This is a genomic window from Nocardia bhagyanarayanae (genome assembly GCF_006716565.1).
In the GTDB taxonomy this organism is placed as follows: domain Bacteria; phylum Actinomycetota; class Actinomycetes; order Mycobacteriales; family Mycobacteriaceae; genus Nocardia; species Nocardia bhagyanarayanae.
The window spans coordinates 1248761-1268316 of the sequence record NZ_VFPG01000001.1; the positions used below are offsets into that span (position 1 = coordinate 1248761).

Sequence of the window (19556 nt, forward strand, 5' to 3'; positions counted from 1 at the left end):
AACCCCCGTCCTGCGGTGTCCGCGAAACCTCCTGACGCACTGTCGGTTTCGATGAGGTGACACCTCCGTAACCGATGATTCGAATACGAGACGCCGCCGCGTTTGGACCGTAATCTTGTGGGTATGACAGCAGCCTTCGATGACATGGATCTGCGCGATCTCGTCGATCTGCTCACCGACGAGGAAAAGCGCGAAATACGCCCTGCGGTGCAGCGGGTACTCGGCCGCCTCCCTTCCCAGGAGGTCCTGCGCCGGGAACTCGGGCGCCGCATGCTCGAGGTCTGAGCCGACCCCCCGAAACCTCACCCGCGGCAGCCCGGCGAACGCCGAAAAGCCGTGAGTACGAGTCTGTCCGAAATCCCTACTACGTCCCCCCGAAAACGCACAGGGCCGTGCGCCGGTGAATTCTCACCTGCGGCACGGCCCTGCCTATTTGTCGGGGTCAGAACACCCGCATGTCGCCCGGCGACCACATGCCGGAACGGTTCGCCGTCCCGGTCTCCAGGCGGGCGGGCTTGGCATTCGGGTCGTACTGGTCGTAGCGCTCCAGCGAACCCCAGTCGCGCGCCCAGTCGTCCTTCAGGTAGGTCGGCAGGGTGGTCGACTTGGCCAGCATCTGCGCGAAACCGAGCGGGCCGCCGAATTCCTCGGCCTGCCAGGTGTTCGTGGAGCTGATGGCCAGCGGCCGGTCCGGCAGGATGCGGTACTTCGGCACCTCGGCCACGCCGTTCTCGTGGTAGAACGGCCGCTGGCACGGGAACTGCAGGCCGACCGCCCAGTCCAGCAGGATCGGCTGCTCGGAACCGAGGAAGTCGTTGAGCGAGTTCAGCTTCGGCATTCGCGGCGGGGTGAACGCGAGCCACTGGTCACCGATCAGAATCGGGTCGTTGGCGACGATGCGCACCGCGTCGGCGTCCGGCGCGAGTTCGTCCAGCGGCACCCGCAGGTTGCGCCAGGACGGGAACGGGCCGATGTCGCGCGGCAGGTACGTGCCGAGCTTCTGCACGCTGCCGTCGGGCTGGCGGCGGCCGTAGTCCACCGTCAACGACTGGCCGTACTTCATCGAGCCGGTGTCGTCGAAGGAGAGGATGCGTCCGGCGGCCGAGATGACGACCAGCGGTCGGTCGGCCGAGCGCGCGGGCAGCTCGTACCAGCTCGAGGTCAGGTTGGCGGGCTGCTGCACGCCCTCCTGGTAGCTGCCCATGATCGGCGTGGTCGCCGGGTCGAGTCCGAAGGGCAGGGCCACGGTGCTGCCGTTGACGCCGAGCGCGCCCTGACCGCCGCCGGTGCCCGCGCTCTCGCCCTCGGCGAAGGCCGCGCCGACCGACTGGGTGGAGGTGTTGCCGGTACCCGGCTTCACCTCGACACTGTCGGCGGACAGGTCGTCCGGCACGCCGTTGGGATCGAAGCCCACGGGCTTCGCACCCGCCAGCGGGTCGCCGTTGGCGGGCGGGTCGGCCGGATCGATGATCGGGTTCAGCCGTCCGCCGTTCGGGTCGGACTCCACCAGCACGTCGTTGGCCAGGCCGCACATGTTGCCGCCGAGCGCGTCGAAGTTGGAGCGCGCCAGCGAGTAGGCCGGGTACTGCGAGTAGGCGCCCTTGGCCAGCGACGCCACCTCCAGCAGCACCATCAAGGCGGCGACGACGGTCAGCGGGATCGCGGCGAACTTGCGAATCCGCCTGCCGCGCACCGTCTTCGCGGAGGGCTGCGGCTTGGTGTAGTCCTCGCGCAGCGCGAACCAGGCGACCAGCGCGAGCGCGAGGCCGAACAGGACGAGCATCAGCGTGTTGGACTGGTAACCGCTCAGCGAGATCTGCTTGTCGAACCACGGCACACCGAAGCTGGAGACGTACCAGTAGCCGTTGATGCCGGAGAACGCGATCGCCAGCACGAACAGCAGACCCGCGAGGAAGATGGCCCGGTTCTTGCGCGCCCGCAGCGCACTGGCCGAGACCGCGACGGCGGTGACCGCCGCGAGCGAACCGGCGATGCCCGCGTACGCGCCGAAGTGGTGGGTCCACTTCGTCGGGTTGAACATCATGAAGAAGATCGTGCCGAGCACGATGCCCATCAACCGCCAGGTCGGGCCGCTCGCGATGCCGGGCACCCGCCTGCGCCGCAGCAGCACCAGCATCGTGGTGAACAGGCACAGCAGCATGACGAGGAAGGCGAAGCGGCGCGACAGCGAGCCGTCCACCGTCTCCACGAACAGGTAGTAGTAGCGCAGGTAGTCCTCGTACCAGGCCAGGTTCGGGCCGGTCGCCTGGCGCACCCGGTTCGCTTCCTGGATGCCCGCGAAGGTCTGATCGCTGTAGACCACCGTCAACACGAGCACGCCCGCCGCCGCGATCGGCGCGAGCAGCGGCAGCGTGCCGTGTTCGCGGTGACGGCGCACCACGATCCACACCAGCGGCCGGATACCGGCGAGCAGCGCCGCGACGCACATCAGACCGGTCGGCGCGGCCGCCAGCGTGAAGGCCGCGATCAGCACCGCCGCCGCGGCGGGCAGCAGGCGTCCGGTCGCGATGGCGCGCTCGATGGAGACCCAGGTCAGCAGCGCGCCGAGCGCGACGATCGGCTCCGAGCGCAGGCCGTTGTCGAACGGCAGCCAGAAGGCGAGGAACACCAGGCCGCCGGTCCACAGCGCCACCTTGCTGTGGCGCACGCCGCGCCCGAGGCGCGGCACCACCTCGCGGCTGATCACCATCCAGCAGAGGATGGCGCAGGCCAGCGCGGGCAGGCGCACCCACGGGCTCGCCGTGGAGATCTCGGCGAACACCTGGATCACGTAGTAGTACCAGCCGAACGGCGCCTCCGGCACGCCGTACCAGCGGAAGTAGTTGGCCATGTAGCCCGCCTCCGGGGCCACCCGCACCATGCTCAGGATGTAGCCGTCGTCGGAGGTGTTGGCGCCGACGAAGTGCCACAGCAGCAGCGTGCCGATGACCGCGCCGTCGGCCCAGGTCGGCTTCAGCCAGTTGGCGGGCAGGAAGCGGCGATGCCCGCGGCCGTCGCTGCTGTCCAGGCGGGCCAGCGCCGCGAGCGCGACGAGGGTGCACAGCACTGCCGCGATCATCGCGATCATCTTGACCAGCGTCGGGCTGGAGCTGAACCGCGTGTCCACGGTCATGTCGAAGGACAGACCGGCGGGAACCGCGCCCTTCAGATCGGAGAAGACGCCGACCACCTGCGGGCGCAGATCACCGATCAGCTGTCCCTCGACCGGAGCCTGGACGCTCTCGACGCCGCGTCCGCCCTCGACCGGCTGCTCGACGGTCCTGGTCAGCCCCTCGAACGCGGCGTGGGTGCGCTCGCGATCGGAGGTGATGACGATCGAGGAGCACTCCCCCATCCGCTCGCGCTCGGCCGACGCGACGACGGCGTTGCGGTCCACCACGTCGACGGACGACTCGGAGACCCGCACGAACATGGCCTCCAGCGCCGCCCGGTCGCCCTGCGGCGGCGCGGTGGCCAGCAGCATGCCGCCCTGCGCGGGCAGCGTCGCCACGGTGGAACACGGGATGCTGGCTCGCAGGTCGGTCGGCACCTGAGACATCAGCGGCGCCTGCACGTTGCCCAGCGTGCCGCCCTGCGGCCACTTCAGCACCGCGGTGGTCTGCTCGACGGGCAGGAACGGCGTGGCCAGTGCCAGCAGCGCCCCCATCAGCCCGGCCACCAGCGCGATTATGCGCGCCGTCCGAAAATCCTTCGGGCGGACCTCGGGCTCGGCGGGAGGCTTCGTCAGGACAGCAGTTGCGGCGTCGGACACGGTTGGCAATGCTAGCGGGTAAAGGGACGGCACCGGGTCCCGGAAGCGTGCTGTGAGTTCGCCGAATTCCGGGCCGGGGTCCTTTTCACCCCGAAAGTCGACCCGACGTGCCGACCCATTACCGGTCGAATGGAAAGGTGTGGGTATGACCAAGGTGAATCTCGAGACGAATTTCGGAACGATCGTCCTGGAGCTGGACGCGGACAAGGCGCCGAAGACGGTGCAGAACTTCGTGGATTACGTGAACGCCGGCCACTACAACGGCACGATCTTCCACCGCGTGATCCCGAACTTCATGATCCAGGGCGGCGGCTTCGAGCCCAACATGCGCCAGAAGAGCACCAACGCCCCGATCCAGAACGAGGCGAACAACGGCCTGAAGAACAACAAGTACACCGTCGCGATGGCCCGCACCAACGACCCGCACTCGGCCACCGCGCAGTTCTTCATCAACGTCGCCGACAACGACTTCCTGAACCACTCGGCGCCCACGCCGTCCGGCTGGGGCTACACCGTGTTCGGCGCCGTCGTGGACGGCAACGAGGTGGTCGACAAGATCGCGGGCGTGGCGACCGGCTCGGCGGGCATGCACCAGGACGTGCCGCTCGACGCGGTCGTCATCAATTCCGCGACCATCGGCTGAGCACCGATCGAAGGAACGCGAATCGGGCCGTCTCCCAAGGGAGTACGGCCCGATCCTGGTTCGCGAGGAGATTACAGCGGCAGCAGGTGGTGCTTGCGGGGGTTGCGCTCGAGCTGCTTGTCCTGCAGCAGCTGCAGGGCGCGGCGGAGCTCCAGGCGAGTGGTCGCCGGCTCGATGACGGCGTCGATGTACCCGCGCTCGGCGGCCACCCACGGCGTCGCCACGGTCGCGTTGTAGAAGTCGATCATCTGCTGGCGCATCGCGGCGCGCTGTTCCTCCGGCGCGGCCTCGATCTGTCGCGCCCCGATCAGGCTCACCGCGCTCTCCGCGCCCATCACCGCGATGCGGGCGGTCGGCCAGGCCAGGTTCACGTCGGCGCCGAGCTGCTTGGAGCCCATCACCGCGTAGCCGCCGCCGTAGGACTTGCGGATCACCACCGTCACCTTGGGGACGGTCGCCTCCACGAAGGAGAACAGGAAGCGGCCGCCGCGCTTGATGACGCCGATCTTCTCCTGTTCCACGCCGGGCAGGAAGCCGGGCGTGTCGACCACGAAGATCAGCGGGAGTTCGAAGGCGTCGCAGAGGCGGACGAAGTGCGCCGCCTTGTCCGAGGCGCGGGCGTCCAGCGCGCCCGCGTACACCATCGGCTGGTTGGCGACCACGCCGACGCTGCGACCGTCCACCCTGGCGAATCCGGTGATGACGTTGCGGCCCGCGGTCGCGCCGATCTCGTGGAAATCGCCGTCGTCGAAGATGCGCAGCAGGATCTCGTGCATGTCGTAGCCCGCGTTGTCGGAGTCGGGCACGATCGAGTTCAGTTCGCGATCGGAATCGGTGATTTCCGGCTCCAGGCCGGGGTTCACGATCGGCGCCCGCTCCTGGCAGCTGGTGGGCAGGAAGCCGAGATAGTCGCGCACCCATTGGAACGCGGCCTGCTCGTCCTTGGCGACGTGATGGATGTTGCCGTACTCGGCCTGGCTCTGCGCGCCGCCCAGTTCCTCCAGGCTGACTTCCTCGCCGGTGACCTCGCGGATCACCTTGGGACCGGTGACGAACATGTACGCCTCTTCGGTCGCCACCACCACGTCGGTGTTGATGGGGGCGTACACCGCGCCGCCCGCGCACTTGCCGAGAATCATCGAGACCTGCGGCACCAGGCCGGACAGCGGCTCCTGGCGTCTGCCGAGCTCCGCGTACCAGGCCAGCGAGGTGACCGCCTCCTGAACGCGCGCGCCGCCGGAGTCGTTGATGCCGACGACCGGGCAGCCGACCTTGGCGGCGTACTCCATGATGTAGGCGACCTTGCGGCCGAACATCTCGCCGACCGACCCGCCGTACACGGTCTGGTCGTGGGAGAACACCGCCACGGGTCTACCGTCCACCAGGCCGTGGCCGGTGACCACGCCGTCGCCGTACAGCGCGGCGGGATCACCCGGCTTGCGCACCAGGGCCCCGATTTCCACGAAGGTCCCCGGATCGAGCAGCATGTTGATCCGGTCGCGGGCGCTGGGGATGCCTTTCTTGGCCCGTTTCGCGACCCCCGCTTCACCCGCCGGTTCCTGCGCCAGATCCAGACGTTTCCGCAGGTCGGCGAGTTTCTCGGCAGTAGTGCTCACTGTGCGCCTTTCGCCTCGATTTCCCCGAGCTTCGCGGTCAGGTCGGCACCGATCTTGCCGATCCGCGGCTCGTCGACGATCTGGAGATGGTCACCCGGAATGTGGATGACCTCGAGGTTGGGGATGTACTCGTCCCAGCCGCCGTTGGGGCGCCGGTCCGCGTAACGCGGCTCGAGTTCGATCATCCCATCGTGGTAGCGATCGGCGAGATAGAGCACCACGTTGCCGTCGTAGCGGGTCGGCGTGGTCTTGGCCAGGTGCCGTCCTTCGATCCAGGAGGTGCGCTGGTGTTCGAGCACACCGCCCGGGATCTTGGCGCCGGTCAGCTTGATCAGGTTGGTGACGATCGTGTACTGCTCCTCGTCCGAGGCGTCGGCCAGCTCCATGAGCTGCTCCTCGGGCAGTTCACCCTCGATGCCGTAGGTCTTCTTCGCGAATTCCTGGTAGCGCTGGATGCGCCGGACACGCTCGGCGGGGCTGTTGTCCTCCGGCTCGGCCGGGATCGCGAGGTCGATCAGGCCGACGTAGCGCACGTCGGCGCCTTCCGCGCGCAGCAGCTGACCCACCTTGAGCGCGAAGACCGCGCCGAGCGACCAGCCGTACAGCACGTAGGGACCGTTGCCCTGGATCTTGCGCAGCTCGGGCAGGTACTGCCGCGCGCGCTCCTCGATATCACCCTCGACCCGCTCGAAGCCGTACATCGGGGTGTCGGCAGGAAGCCGCTTCAGCAGCGGTTCGTAGACCAGCGTGTTGCCGCCCGACGGGTGGAAGACGAAGACCGGCACGGCATTCGAGCCCTCGGGACGCGGGCGCAGCGGACGGATGAAGCCTTCGACGTCGGCCCCGCTGTCCTGCAGTCCGCGCACGATATCGGCGAGCTGCTCGATGGTCTCCGAGTCGAGCACGTCGTCGACGGTGACCTCGGCGCCGACCCGGTCGGTGAGGCGGGCCGCCAGCTTCTCGGCGACCTCCTCCTCCAAGATCGGCAGGGTGTTGAAGATGCCGCCCGCGGACTTGCCCGTGACGACGGCCCAGCTCGCGTAGGTCAGCCGCTCGGCGGCGTCGCGCGGCGGCACGCCGTCCTCGTCGGCCTGCGACTGCTGCTCGCCGAAGAGCGCGGCGGCGGCGTCTTCCTCGGGCTCCGCGACCGTCGGCGCCGCGGCCGATTCCGCTTCGGCGACGATCTTTTCCGCCTCGGCCTCGATCGTGGTGTTCTCGGCGTCGAGCCCCGGCACCGGCGCACCGGCGGCCTGCACCGCGGCGGCCGGGTCCTCGCCAGCCTCCAGGGCGGAGCGCGCCGCGGCGATGAAGTCGCCGTCCACGGCGATCTCCTCACCCGCGGCCTGCTTGTCGGCCATGGCCTGCACCTCGTCGCGGTGCTCGATGGCATAGCGCAGCACCTTGCCGACCTCGTTGAGGTTGGCGTCGCGCACGGCCTGGATCTGCAGCTGCGGGATGTCGAATTCGTACTCGACGCGGTTCTTGATGCGCATGGCCATCAGCGAGTCCAGACCCAGCTCCATGAGCGGGATCTCCATCGGCAGGTCTTCGACCGCGTAGCCCATCGACTCGGCGACGATGATCGCGAGCCGCTCCTCGATGGTCTGGCTGCCGTTGGGATCCCAGCGGTCGCCGAAGGTCTCCACGACCTCGGCCGCCGCGACGGTGGCGACCGCGGTCTCGGTAACCGGCTGCGCGACAGCGGTTTCCGGCAGCGCGGCGCCGGAGGTGACGACGGCCTCGAAGAGCAGGCGGAAGGCGTCGCCCTCCTTGGCGTGCACCTGCACCGACGCGCCGCCGAGGTGCGGGGTCAGCGTGGTGGTGAGGGTGCCCGCCGCGGGCAGCGCGCCGTGCGGCACGGACGCGCCAAGGGCGACATCGCTGAGCACCTGCGCGGCCGCGGCACGCACGAGCGCGGGCAGCTCGGTGACGACGCCCGCCTGGACCTCCCAGACGTGGCGGCCGTCCGGCAGCGCGACGTGCGCGCCAGGGACCTTGGTGTTGCCGCTGCCGCTGCTGATCTGCGTCTTGGGCCAGTACTCCTTGCGCAGGAACACCGTTCGCGGCACGTCGGCGTAGTCACCGGCGGGCAGCAGCGAGGGCAGGTCGACGGCGTGGCCGTGCACGTAGAGCTGGGCCAGCGCGGAGATCACGCCCGCCGACTCGTCTTCCTTGCGCTTGAGCGTCGGGATGAGCTGCGCGTCGTGCAGCCCGGCGGCGAAGGTGGTGCCCAGAACCTGCATCAGCGCAACGGAATTCGGCGCGAGCTCCAGGAACGTGGTGTGCCCGGAGTCCACCGCGAGCTTCACCGCGTTGGTGAAGTACACGCTGTGGCGCATGTTCTTGACCCAGTAGTCCTCGTCGTGGATCGGGTCGTGGCCGGGACGGTAGAACTGCTCCTTGTTCACCGTCGAGTACAGGCCCGCCTTCATGCGGGTCGGCTCGATACCGGCCAGCTCCGCGGCCAGCTCGCCGAGCAGCGGGTCCATCTGCGAGGTGTGGCCCGCGCCGCGGGTCTGGAGCACGCGGGCGAACTTGCCCGCCTCCTCGACCTTGGCGACGATCGCCTGCACCTGCTCGGTCGGGCCGCCGATCACCGTGTTGGTCGGCGCGGCGTACACCGCGACCTCCACGTCGGGGTACTCCGGCAGCATGGCCTCGACGTCGGCGGCGCTCAGCTCGACCAGCGCCATGTTGCGCACGTCGTCGTCGCTGATCATCTGCTCGCCCTCGCCCATGAGGCGCGAACGGGCGCAGATCACCCGCACCGCGTCCTCGAGCGCGAGACCGCCCGCGATGTAGGCGCCCGCGACCTCGCCCATCGAATGACCGACGACGGCGGTGGGCTCGGCGCCGTGCGCGCGCAGCAGCGCGGCCAGACCGATCTGGATGGTGAAGATGCCGACCTGCGAGGTGCCGACGTTGTAGTCCTGGGCGTCGTCCAGGATCATCTCGCGAATCGAGTAACCGGCCTCGTCCTGTACCAGTTCGTCGACCTGGTCGACGGTGGCGCGGAAGATCGCGTTCTCCAGGTAGAGCTGCTTGCCCATCTTGCGGTGCTGCGCGCCGAATCCGGCGAGCACCCAGACGGGGCCCTGCGCGGCGGGGGCGTCGGCGGTGAACACGCCGTTGCCCGGCTTGCCCGCGGCGATCGCGCGCAGACCGGCGACGGCCTCCTCGTGCGTCTTGGCGATCACGACGCCGCGCGAACGCCAGTGGCTGCGCTTGGCCAGCGAACGGGCCACGTCCGCGAGCGGGACGTCGCGACCGGCGTCGGACTCCAGCCAGTCGGCGAGCACCGCGGCGGCGCGCTTACGGCGCGAGGGCAGGTAGCCGGACACCGCGAGGATCACCGGCAGCGGCTCTTCGCGGTCGGTCGACCATTCGGCGGACGCTTCGGCGGCTTCGACCTCGGCGTTCTCCGCCTCGGCCGCGGCGACGATCTCGGTGGCCTCGGCGACCACGTCGGTGTTCTCGTCGTCCAGGTTCGCGGCGGGAGCCTCGGCGGGCGCGGCCGCGGTGGGCACGTACTCCTGAAGCACGACGTGGGCGTTGGTGCCGCCGAAGCCGAAGCCGGAGATGCCGACGGTGGCGACGCCGCTGTAGCGCGGGAACTCGGTCGGCTCGTCGACGACCTTCAGCCGCGCCTGCTCGAACGGGATGAACGGGCTCGGGCCCGCGTAGTTGATGTTCGGCGGAATGACGTTGTGCTGGAACGCCATCACGACCTTGGCGAGGGCGGGCGCGCCCGCGCCGGATTCCAAGTGGCCGAAGTTGGTCTTCACCGAACCGAGGAGCGCGGGCTTGTCGGCATCGCGTCCGCGACCGATCACCCGGCCGAGCGCGTCGGCCTCGATGGGATCGCCGATCGGGGTGCCGGTGCCGTGCGCCTCGATGTAGTCGACGGTGGAGGGCTTGATGCCCGCGTCGCGGTAGGCGGCGCGCAGCACGTCGGCCTGCGCATCCGGGTTCGGCGCGAACAAACCGTTGGAGCGGCCGTCGCTGTTGACCGCGGACCCCTTGATCACGGCATAGATCTTGTCGCCGTCGCGCTCGGCGTCGACCAGGCGCTTGAGCACGACCAGACCGGCGCCCTCGGAGCGAACCATGCCGTCGGCGTCGGAGGAGAACGCCTTGATCCGGCCGTCCTTGGCGACCGCGCCGTTCTTCTCGAAGCCGAGCGTGGCGACCGGGGCCAGGATCATGTTCACGCCACCGGCAAGCGCCAGGTCGGCGTCTCCGTCACGCAGCGCGCGCACGGCCTGGTGCACGGCGACGATCGTGGACGAGCACGCCGTGTCGACTGTGACCGAGGGACCACGGAAGTCGAAGAAGTAGGAGACCCGGTTGGCGATGATGCCGGTCGACGCGCCGAGCAGCGCGTAGGCCTCCGCCGAGATGGGCAGATTCGGGTCGCGATCACCGAGGCCGAGCGCGGCGATCAGCTGGAAGTCCTGGGTGGACGAGCCGATGAACATGCCGACCGACTCACCCTTGAGCTCGCTGGCCGGAATCCTGGCGTGCTCCAGCGCTTCCCAGGTGAGCTCCATCATCAGGCGCTGCTGCGGGTCGACCCGCTCGACCTCGATCGGGGACATCGCAAAGAACTCCGCGTCGAAGCCCTTGACCACGTCCTGGTCCAGGTAGCCGCCGCGGGTGTTGCTCTCCTCGACGATCTTCGCGATGTTCGGGCTGGCGGTGAACTCAGACCAACGGCCCTCCGGCAGTTCCCGGATCGCGTCGCCGCGATTCATCAGGAACTCCCAGGTCGACTCCGGGGTATCGCCCGCGCCGGGCAGCCGGGTGGAAAGACCGACGATCGCGATGTCGTGCGCCTCGCCCGGGGTGTAACCGGCGGTGTAGAAAGCGTCGTCCGCCGACTCCTCGGGCGCCTCGGGCTCACCGTGCACGATGACCTCGGCCAGCGACGCGATGGTCGGGTGCTTGTAGACGACGGTCGCGTTCAGCACGACGCCGGTGAGTTCCTCGATGTCGCCGCCGAGGGCGAGGGCATCGCGCGAGGCGAGCCCGAATTCCTCCATCGGCCGATCCACCGTGATCTGCTCGATCGGCTGCCCGGTCGCGTCGGCGACCCAGCGGCGCAACCACTCTCGCAGTTCGGCCACCGAGATGTCCGTGGCAGCAGGAGCGGCCGTGCCTTCCGTGGCGGCGGACGCGGTTTCGGTCGTCTGGGTGGGCGTGCCCTCGTTGTCAGCCATCAATTCCTCAAGCTACCTGTCTGCGTAACCGGGCGCGCCGTGAATTGACGCTCGGCGTGGATGAGATCCGCGCCGAGCGTCGCTGGTCGGCCTCTAGCTCACCCTGGGCTATTACTCTTCCGGTGCATCGGGGAAAGCCTGCTGGGTGTAACCACCGCGCAAGGTTCCCTCCAGATAAGCAGTCTTGCAGGCGCGCCGGGCGATCTTGCCGCTGGACGTGCGCGGGATCGAGCCCGCGGGAACCAGCAGCACGTCGCGCACGGTCACGCCGTGGCGCTGCGAGACGGCCGCGCGCACCGCGTCGGCGATCGGCAGCGGATCGGCCTTGCCCGCGCCCGGCCCGCGCTCGCCGACGATGACGAGCTGCTCGGAGGCGTCGTCGGCGTCGAACGTCTTCAGGCCGGAGTGGCTGCCCTGCTCGAACACCTCGGGCGGCAACTGGTTGGCGGGCACCGAGAACGCGGCGACGAAGCCGGGGCGCAGCGCCTTGCTCGCTTCCTGCGCCGAGTACTCGAGGTCCTGCGGGTAGTGGTTGCGGCCGTCGACGATCACCAGGTCCTTCACCCGGCCGGTGATGTAGAGCTCGCCCTCGAAGTACACGCCGTAGTCACCGGTGCGCATCCAGTTCCCGTCGGCCGCGGCGCCCTCGGCGTGGCTGCCCTCGGCGAGCCGCTCGGTGACCTTGTTCTGGAAGGTCTTCGCGGTCTCGTCGGGACGGCCCCAGTAGCCGATGCCCATGTTGTTGCCGTGCAACCAGATCTCGCCGACCCGGCCGTCGGGCAGCTCGTGTCCGCCGCCGTCGTTCTCGACGGTCTCCGGGTCCACGATCACGGCCCACTGCGACTTCGCCACATAACCGCAGGACACCTGCGCGATGGCGTTCTCGGCGTTCTGGTCGACCTTCACCATCCGACCGGCGTTGAGCTCGTTGCGGTCGACGTAGACGACCTTCGCCTCGTCCTCGGCCTTGGTCGCGGAGACGAACAGGGTCGCCTCGGCCATGCCGTAGCAGGGCTTGATTGCGGTCTTGGGAAGGCCGTACGGCGCGAAGGCCTCGTTGAACTTCTTCATCGAGGACGTGGTGACCGGCTCGCTGCCGTTGATCAGACCGATGACGTTCGACAGGTCCAGCGACTCGCCCGGCTTCGGCAGACCGCGCGCCGCCGCGTGCTCGAACGCGAAGTTCGGTGCTGCGGCGAAGGTCCCGGCGCCGTCGGAGACCGCGGCGAGTTCCTTGATCCACCGGTACGGCCGGCGCACGAACGCGCTCGGCGACATGATGGTGATGTACTTGCCGCCCACCGCGGGCAGGATCACCGTCAGCAGACCCATGTCGTGGAACAGCGGCAGCCAGGTGACGCCGCGCGAGTTCCAGTCCAGGTTGATGGAGTGGACCATCTGCAGCAGGTTGGTGCCGACGGCGCGGTGGGTGATCTCCACACCGGCCGGAACCCGGGTCGAGCCCGAGGTGTACTGCAGGTAGGCGATGTCGTCGATCTTGATGTCCGGGCGGACCCAGGTCTCACCGACGCTGTCCGGGATCGCGTCGACCGCGATGATGCGCGGGCGCTGGGCGGCGGGTAGCGCGCGGAAGAACTGACGCACCCCGGCCGCGGAGGAGCTCGCGGTCAGGATGGCCGAGGGCTCACAGTCGCCGAGCACCGCGTGCAGGCGGTCGGTGTGGCCGGGCTCGTCCGGGTCGAACAGCGGCACCGAGATGGTGCCCGCGTAGATGGCGGCGAAGAAGGAGACCACGTAGTCGAGGCCCTGCGGAGCCAGGATCGCAACCCGGTCGCCCGGCTTGGTGACCTGCTGCAGACGGGCGGCCACCGCGCGCAGCCGAACACCGAATTGCTGCCACGTCAGCTCGTGTACCTCGCCATCGAGTTCCCGCGAGTAATCGATGTAGCGGTACGCGAGCGTGTTCGCGTCGTTGCGGGTGTGCTTCTCGACGTGATCAACCAGGGTGTGATCCTCGGGAATACGGATGTTCCCGGTTTCGTCCAGGTAGTCGTCGAAAGTCTCTTCCATTCCTTCTTCTCCTCCGAGGCACACGCAGCAAGACGGCGGTACCGCCGCTTGTTACCTGTGAGGCCCCGACTCGCTTTCGCCCGCGGGTGCTCGTCGTCCTAGAGCCGAACCTGCAGATTTTCACGCGGTCTGCGCGGTGACCGCTATCGGCTAAATGTTCTCAAACCAGAGTCATGTTACAGAGAAGACCGGGTCACTCGTCCCGCAGCAGGGGGATAACCGGTGCGAACGCGTCCATCTGGGTGGGGAAGACGCCGACATACGACATCGACGTGAGTTGCCGCACACGACGGATCTGTTCGGCGATCTCCTCGAACGTCCCGATCGCCACGTAGGGCGAATTCAGGATGTCCTCGACCGAGAGCTTGGTGTCGACCTCGAGATCGGGGTGCAGACCGCGATCGATGGCCGAGAGCGCCATCTCCGCGGTCTTCTCCCGGTCGTCGGTGATGACGATCGCGGTGATGGCCCAGTTCAATTCGATCTGGTCGAACCGCTCGCCCGCGGCCTCCCTGATCAGATTCACCTTCTCGATGGTCTTCTCCATGGTGATGCCGGAGAGCAGACCCTTGCCGTTCTTGGTGGTGACCGGAACGACGGAGATGATGTCGGCGTGCTTGGCGGCCAGGCGCAGCATCTTCGGTCCGCCGCCGCCGGTGCAGATCGGCGGGCGCGGGCCCTGCCGCGGACGCGGGGTGCCCTTGATGCCGTTGACCTGGTAATACTTGCCCTCGAACGTGCACTCCTGGCCGCGCAGTAGCACGTCGAGGATGGTCAGCGCCTCGTCCAGCTTGGCGAGACGCACGCCCGGGGAGTCGTAGACCAGGCCCGCGGCCTGGTACTCGTCCTGCTTCCAGCCCGCGCCGAGCCCCACCTCGAGGCGGCCCTTCGACAACACGTCGATGGTGGCCAGGTCCTTGGCGAGCACCACGGGGTGGCGGAAGCCGTTGGCCAGCACCGACGTACCGAGGCGGATCTTCTCGGTGGCCTGGGTCAGTGCGCCGAGCGCGGCGATCGGACCGATCTGGTCACCGAGGTGATCCGGCACGACGAAGGTGTCGTAGCCGTACTCCTCGGCCTGCTGCGCCGTCTGAACGAACTTGCGGGCGCCGCCCTCCTGCTTGTTTCCCTCGCCCGCAGCCGCGAAGCGAAAAGGACGCAACGGGGTGCCCAATGCGGTCAGCTCACCGGCCGTGGCGGCGGCTTGTGTCATGAACTCATGCTCCTGGCTGTAAGGAAAATGCGGCGCGACTCGCGCCCCTGATACTCGGGGGTAGTCGCGATCATCAGCGCACTTTACAACGTAGCGACGAACTCCCGTACGGTTGCTGCGCCAGTGGCTGGCCGAACACACGACCACATCGGCGTGGTTTGTGCCATCTCACGAATGCGGCGGTCGAGGGGCGCCCTCGATCAGACCGCTCGCCCAGCTCGCCGTCCACTGGGTCGCCGTGGTGCCGTTGCCGTCCACCACGTATCCGTTGTACAAGGCGTGCACGGGATTTCCGACCGCCCGCACGAGCGCGAGCACGCTGGGGATCCAGTTCACCGGATTCAGCGCCTGCGGCGGCGAATCGCAGATCATGTCGCCCGGTGCGCAGATGGTGTAGGTGCGGTCGGCGAGTGCTCCGAAACCGTCACGCGGACCCGTCATAGTGATGCCGGGCACCTTCAGGCCTGCCAGCGCGACCTCCGCGCCGACGCCGGGCGGCGGCGTGCCGATCGGGATGGCCCGTCCCGGGCCGGTGTCCAGTGTGCGTCGGCCGTCGGCGATCAGCGTCACGCCGAGCACCCGGTCGGCCGGAACCGGTCCCTTGCCCGCGCCGATCTGCGCGGCCACGTCGCCCGCGATCACCGCGCCCTGGGAGAACCCGGCGATCACGTAGGTCGTCAAGGGGCATTCACGGGACCGCTCGGTCATCATGTCGACCATCCGCTGGGTGCCCTCGGAACGGCTGTTGTTGTAGGACTCCTGGCCGTCCGGCGGGATGGCGATCGGGTTCGAGAACTGGGCCACGTACGGCACGGTGTAGACGTCGACCCGCTCGGCCGGGAACTGCTGCTGAATCGGCCCCGAGATGTTGAGCATCAGCGACAGCGGGTTGGCCGCCGGGTTGTGCGGGTCGTCGGTGCTGTTCGACTCCCAGGTGCCCGGCACCGAGATCATCTGCACGTCCGGGCAGGTGGCCGGCTGCGAGATCGGCGGCTTCGGCGGCGGTTCGGGGCCCGGCTCTGGCACCCGCAGCCGTCCGGCCAGCAGGAACCACAGCAAGATCACCACGACGACGATCAGCGCGACGACCGCCAGCGCGACCAGGCACCCCACCGGCCGAAGCCGGCGGGGTCTCGAACCGCGCGCGCTCACTGGCAGTAGTTCTGCTTGGCCGTCTGAATGTAGATCTGACCGGCCTGCTCGACCGGCATCTTGGCCGGGTCGAAGGACGGGTCGGAACCGGCCATCGCGTTGACGAACGTGGTCAGGTCCTGCTCGGACGCGCCCGAGGCGACGCCCTGGCAGACGTAGCTACCGATGCTCAGCGCGATATCCGGGCTGGACGGGGTGATGCCCTGCGCCTTCAGCGCGTCGAGGAACTTGCGGTCCTTCTCGGTGAGGTTCGACGTGTCGGCGGGCGGCACCACGTTCGTCGGCACCGGCTCCGGGCGCTCCGGCGCGACGGTCTCGGCGGGCGGCGGCGCCTGCTCGGGCGCGGGAGCCGGGGCGGTCTCGTGGCCTTCGTGGCCGGTCTCGGCCGGGCTGGTCGGCGCGGCGGCGGCCGGCGACGAGGTCGTCGTCGTCGGCTTCAGAGTCGGCGTGCTCGTCGCGGTCGAGTCGTTGTCACCGCAGGCGCTGAGCAGGCCGGTCGCGGCGATCGCCACGGCGACGCCGAGTACCTTTCCTCGGGTCCGATGCATGTATTTCTGTCCTCGATCTATTGGGCAAGGGGGATCGGTCGCCCCCAGGGTAATGGCAACGACGGGCCGACCGGCGCGAGTCAGCCGACAGACCGGTCGGAATCAAAGACCGTGAACCTCCGATTTGCCGTTCACCACCGTGATGAACCCGGCTTGGAAGTTCTGCCGCACGCCGCCCGGAATCGCGAACTCGTCGCTGATCGGATACCCCAGTTTGCCGTTCTCGAAGCCGACGCCCTGCCAGGCGTCCATCATCGGCCCGTTGCGCACCGCCCAGGCTCCGGAGAGCGGACTCCAATAGATGTTGCCGCCCTCGAATCGGCTGTAGCGGCCGAGATCCTTCAGCGGAAGTTCCTCCGCCGCAGGGAAACCGAGCCAGCTGTTCTCGTATCCCAGCTGGGCGTATTTGCCGAGGATCAGCCCGTGCACCCGGTGCACGCCGGTCTTGGCGCTGTAATAGAACGGGCCGCCCTCGAAGGCCTGCACCGCGCCGTCCTTGTTCGGCGTCTTGATCTCCGGCGCGGTCGGATAGCCCGCCGGCCCGCGTTCGAAGCCCTGCGCGCCCCATTCGTCGAGGATCGCGCCACGCACCACTTGCGCGCCGGTCTGTGGCGTCCAATACAGCGAGCCGTGCTGGAACGGCTGGAACCGGCCGCGACCGTCGGGCAACGCGCGTTCGCCTCCGGTCGGCAGGCCGAGCGGGCCCGCGGGTCCGTGCGCGGCCTGGTAGCCGCCGCCGATCATGCCGCCGACCGCGTGCGCGCCGCTCTCGGGCCCATAGAAGACTCGGCCACCCTGGAAGTCCTGCGCGACACCGCCCGCCACCTGGTACTCCCCGGTGACGCATTCGCCGAGCCAGCCGTTGGCGGACACGGCGGCGCCGACCGTCTCGGCGGGCGCGCACGCGGGCTTGTCGGATTCGACCCCGAGCGCGACCGCCGCCTGGGTCCAGGACTGGCGCATCTCGAAGTCCCAGTACGGCCAGGAGTGGGTGCCCGATGGCCGGTAGTTGACCTGCGCGGGGATGGACAACTCGGCCAGCTTGGTGACGAAGTTCTGCGAGGTGAGCCGGGACAGGATCTCCAGACCCATGCCCGCGTAGTTGGTGCTCACGCCGGGAATACCGGAGGCCTGATCGAACGGCCCGGTGGCGCCGCTGCCGCTGGAGACGTAGATGCTGGTGCCCTTCAGCCGGTCGGCGAGCACGTAGGGGTCGTGGTTCTCCCACTCCGGGCTGGTCGGCGGACCCCACATCGCGGCCGCGTCGAACCCGCCCGCCTCGCGCATGGCGAACTCGATGGCCTGTGGCATGCCGAGCGTGGTCGTGGTGAGGAAGCCCGAGTACGAGGCGGCGTACCTGACGAAACCGGGATTGCGTCCGGCGAGGAACATGGCCGCGGTGCCGCCCATCGAAAGGCCTGCCATGCCACGCACTTCCGTGGCCCGCCACTGGTTCTCCAGCAGCGGCGGCAACTCCTTGGTCAGGAAGGTCTCCCACTTGTAGTTCTTGCCGTTGTTCGGCTGCAGCCAGTCGGAGTAGAAGCTGGACTGGCCGCCCACCGGCAACACCACAGTGACGTTCTTGTCGGCGTAGAAGCCCGCCGCCCCCGCGTCCTTGGTCCAGCCGCTCTCGTCCTCGGTGGCGCGCAGGCCGTCGAGCATGAACAGCACGGGGAACCTGGCGTCGGGCCGGGTGTTCCAATCCCTGGCCAGCAGCAACTGCACCTGCACCTGCGTGCCCATCGACGGCGAGTTCACCCACAGCGCCACCCGGCGGTCACTCAGCCAGACCACGTTCTGCACGGTGGCCTCGGCGAGGGCGGCCGCGGGCTGGGCGGCGACGGGCGCGGTCAGCGGGGTGGTGATTCCCGCGGCGAGGGGTAGCACCAGGGCGGTGGCGAGCAAGGCGAAACGGCCGCGCGCCGTGCGTCCGCCGCGCCGTCGGGCTTTCCCCCATCTACCACACGCAACTCCAGCCACATGAGCTTTCTACTCCGGCAAACCCCCAGTTTCCGGTAGCCGCGCCCATAGCGCACCCGCGTGTCGGAAAACGACGACGCCGCCGCTTCGCGAGGAAGCGACGGCGTCGTGCGGTTGTTCAGTGCGCGGTGATCACCAGGCGCCGGTGGCGTCCAGGATGCCCTTGCGCGAGTTCCACAGCTGGCCCTCCCAGTACTTCCAGGAGTGGGTGCCCGCGGCCGGGAAGTCGAAGAAGGCCGGGATGCCCAGCGAGTTCAGGCGGACCTGGAACGCGCGGGTGTTGACCAGCGACAGAGCCTCGAGCGCCATCGCGTTACCGGTGTTGAACAGGCCGACCGGCGAGGCGGGCCGGTCGAACTGACCGGGCAGACCCGACGCCGCCGAGATGTACATCGGCAGGCCCTTCAGCTGCGGCGCGAACACGAACGGGTCCATGCGCAGCCACTGCGGGCTCCACGGCGCGGCCATCGAGTCCACGTTGTAGCGGCCCGCGTCGAGCATCGCGATGCGGATCGCCTCGCGCATGCCCGGCGCCGAGATGTTCAGGTAGCCGGAGTAGGAGGCGGCGAACTTGAACTGGTCGCGGTGGTAGGCGGCCAGCGCCAGCGCGGCACTACCGCCCATGGACAGGCCGATGACCGCGTTGTTGTTCTTGGAGACGCCGTAGCCCGCGAGGAAGTTCGGCAGCTCGTTGGTCAGGAAGCTTTCCCACTTGTAGGTGGTCTTCTGACCGTTGGTGTTGCTCGGCGCGTACCAGTCGGTGTAGAAGCTCGACTGACCGCCGACCGGCATCACCAGGGTGATGTTGTCGTTCTTGAACTGGTCCATCGCGTTGGTCTCGAACGACCACGCGTTGCGGTCGTCGCGAGCGCGCAGGCCGTCGAGCATGTACAGCGCCGCGTTGCCGCCGCGCGATGCCCACTGGACCTGAACCTTGATCGGACCCATCTGCGACGGGACCATCAACTCCTCGTAACCACCGGCCGGCGCGCGCAGCACCGGGGCGTGCGCGGGAGCGGCTGTGGCGACGGTCGGGGAAGCCAGTCCGGCGGCGATCGGTAGCGCTAGCGCAGCGGCACCGACAGCCAGAATTCGATTACGCCAACCACGAGGTGCGCCTCGCCGACCCGACTTGACACTCTTCGGCGCGGCGGCCCTGCCGAAACGCATGAATCCTGCTCACTTTCTGCTGTTGCGGTGCCGCCGCGCCGAACCGGCGGGACGACACCCGTGCTGCCAACGAGACGCACGTCACACCGATACCGGTTCCCGACATTCCGGCATCAATCGACGGCGCTACAACGATATGGTCACACTTACGCTCGCAGGAGGATATTCGACGTCCGAATCCTTAGCAAGGCTGCGGTCGACCGGGTGGCCGA

Annotated in this window: 11 protein-coding genes; 2 read left to right on the top strand and 9 right to left on the bottom strand. The window is 68.6% G+C overall.

What is annotated here, in order from left to right; genetic code table 11:
• The first annotated feature begins 123 nt into the window (after positions 1-123).
• Positions 124-285, top strand: coding sequence for a hypothetical protein (locus tag FB390_RS33395; protein ID WP_169810867.1), 162 nt, complete (start codon positions 124-126; stop codon positions 283-285).
• A 157-nt stretch (positions 286-442) separates the two neighbouring features.
• Here FB390_RS33395 and FB390_RS05080 read toward each other — a convergent pair whose 3' ends face one another.
• Entirely contained in the window at positions 443-3772 is a 3330-nt protein-coding gene (locus tag FB390_RS05080; protein ID WP_141807901.1) for an arabinosyltransferase domain-containing protein, read from the bottom strand.
• A 145-nt stretch (positions 3773-3917) separates the two neighbouring features.
• On the opposite strand from FB390_RS05080, the gene FB390_RS05085 reads away from it, so the two are divergent.
• Positions 3918-4415 carry a peptidylprolyl isomerase gene (locus FB390_RS05085; protein ID WP_141807902.1) on the top strand — a complete coding sequence of 166 codons (498 nt, stop codon included), beginning with the start codon at positions 3918-3920 and terminating at the stop codon, positions 4413-4415.
• A 71-nt stretch (positions 4416-4486) separates the two neighbouring features.
• Here the strand turns inward: FB390_RS05085 and FB390_RS05090 are convergent, their stop codons facing one another.
• The 8 genes from FB390_RS05090 to FB390_RS05125 all read right to left on the bottom strand — a co-directional run bounded on the left by FB390_RS05090 (position 4487) and on the right by FB390_RS05125 (position 19344).
• Entirely contained in the window at positions 4487-6031 is a 1545-nt protein-coding gene (locus tag FB390_RS05090) for an acyl-CoA carboxylase subunit beta (RefSeq protein ID WP_141807903.1), read from the bottom strand.
• Positions 6028-11250, bottom strand: a complete 5223-nt coding sequence (pks13, locus tag FB390_RS05095; RefSeq protein ID WP_141807904.1) for a polyketide synthase Pks13 — start codon at positions 11248-11250, stop codon at positions 6028-6030. The genes FB390_RS05090 and pks13 overlap by 4 nt, the downstream gene beginning before the upstream one ends.
• A 111-nt stretch (positions 11251-11361) precedes the next feature.
• Positions 11362-13281, bottom strand: a complete 1920-nt coding sequence (gene fadD32 / locus FB390_RS05100) for a long-chain-fatty-acid--AMP ligase FadD32 (RefSeq protein WP_141807905.1) — start codon at positions 13279-13281, stop codon at positions 11362-11364.
• Between the two features lie 193 nt (positions 13282-13474).
• On the bottom strand, positions 13475-14494 hold the full coding sequence (locus FB390_RS05105) for an LLM class F420-dependent oxidoreductase (RefSeq protein WP_141807906.1): 1020 nt from the start codon (positions 14492-14494) through the stop codon (positions 13475-13477).
• Between the two features lie 168 nt (positions 14495-14662).
• A complete protein-coding gene (locus tag FB390_RS05110) occupies positions 14663-15652 on the bottom strand; it encodes a cutinase family protein (RefSeq protein WP_141807907.1) in 990 nt (329 codons plus the stop codon).
• The gene (locus FB390_RS05115) at positions 15643-16194 is read right to left on the bottom strand and encodes a DUF732 domain-containing protein (protein ID WP_141807908.1); all 552 of its coding nucleotides are present in this window, start codon (positions 16192-16194) and stop codon (positions 15643-15645) included. Before FB390_RS05115 ends, FB390_RS05110 begins: the two co-directional genes overlap by 10 nt.
• A gap of 102 nt (positions 16195-16296) precedes the next feature.
• Entirely contained in the window at positions 16297-18174 is a 1878-nt protein-coding gene (locus FB390_RS05120) for an alpha/beta hydrolase-fold protein (RefSeq protein WP_141807909.1), read from the bottom strand.
• Positions 18175-18306: 132 nt separating this feature from the next.
• Positions 18307-19344 (bottom strand): alpha/beta hydrolase, encoded by a 1038-nt coding sequence (locus FB390_RS05125; protein ID WP_246123862.1) that lies wholly within the window; start codon positions 19342-19344, stop codon positions 18307-18309.
• Positions 19345-19556: the final 212 nt, after the last annotated feature.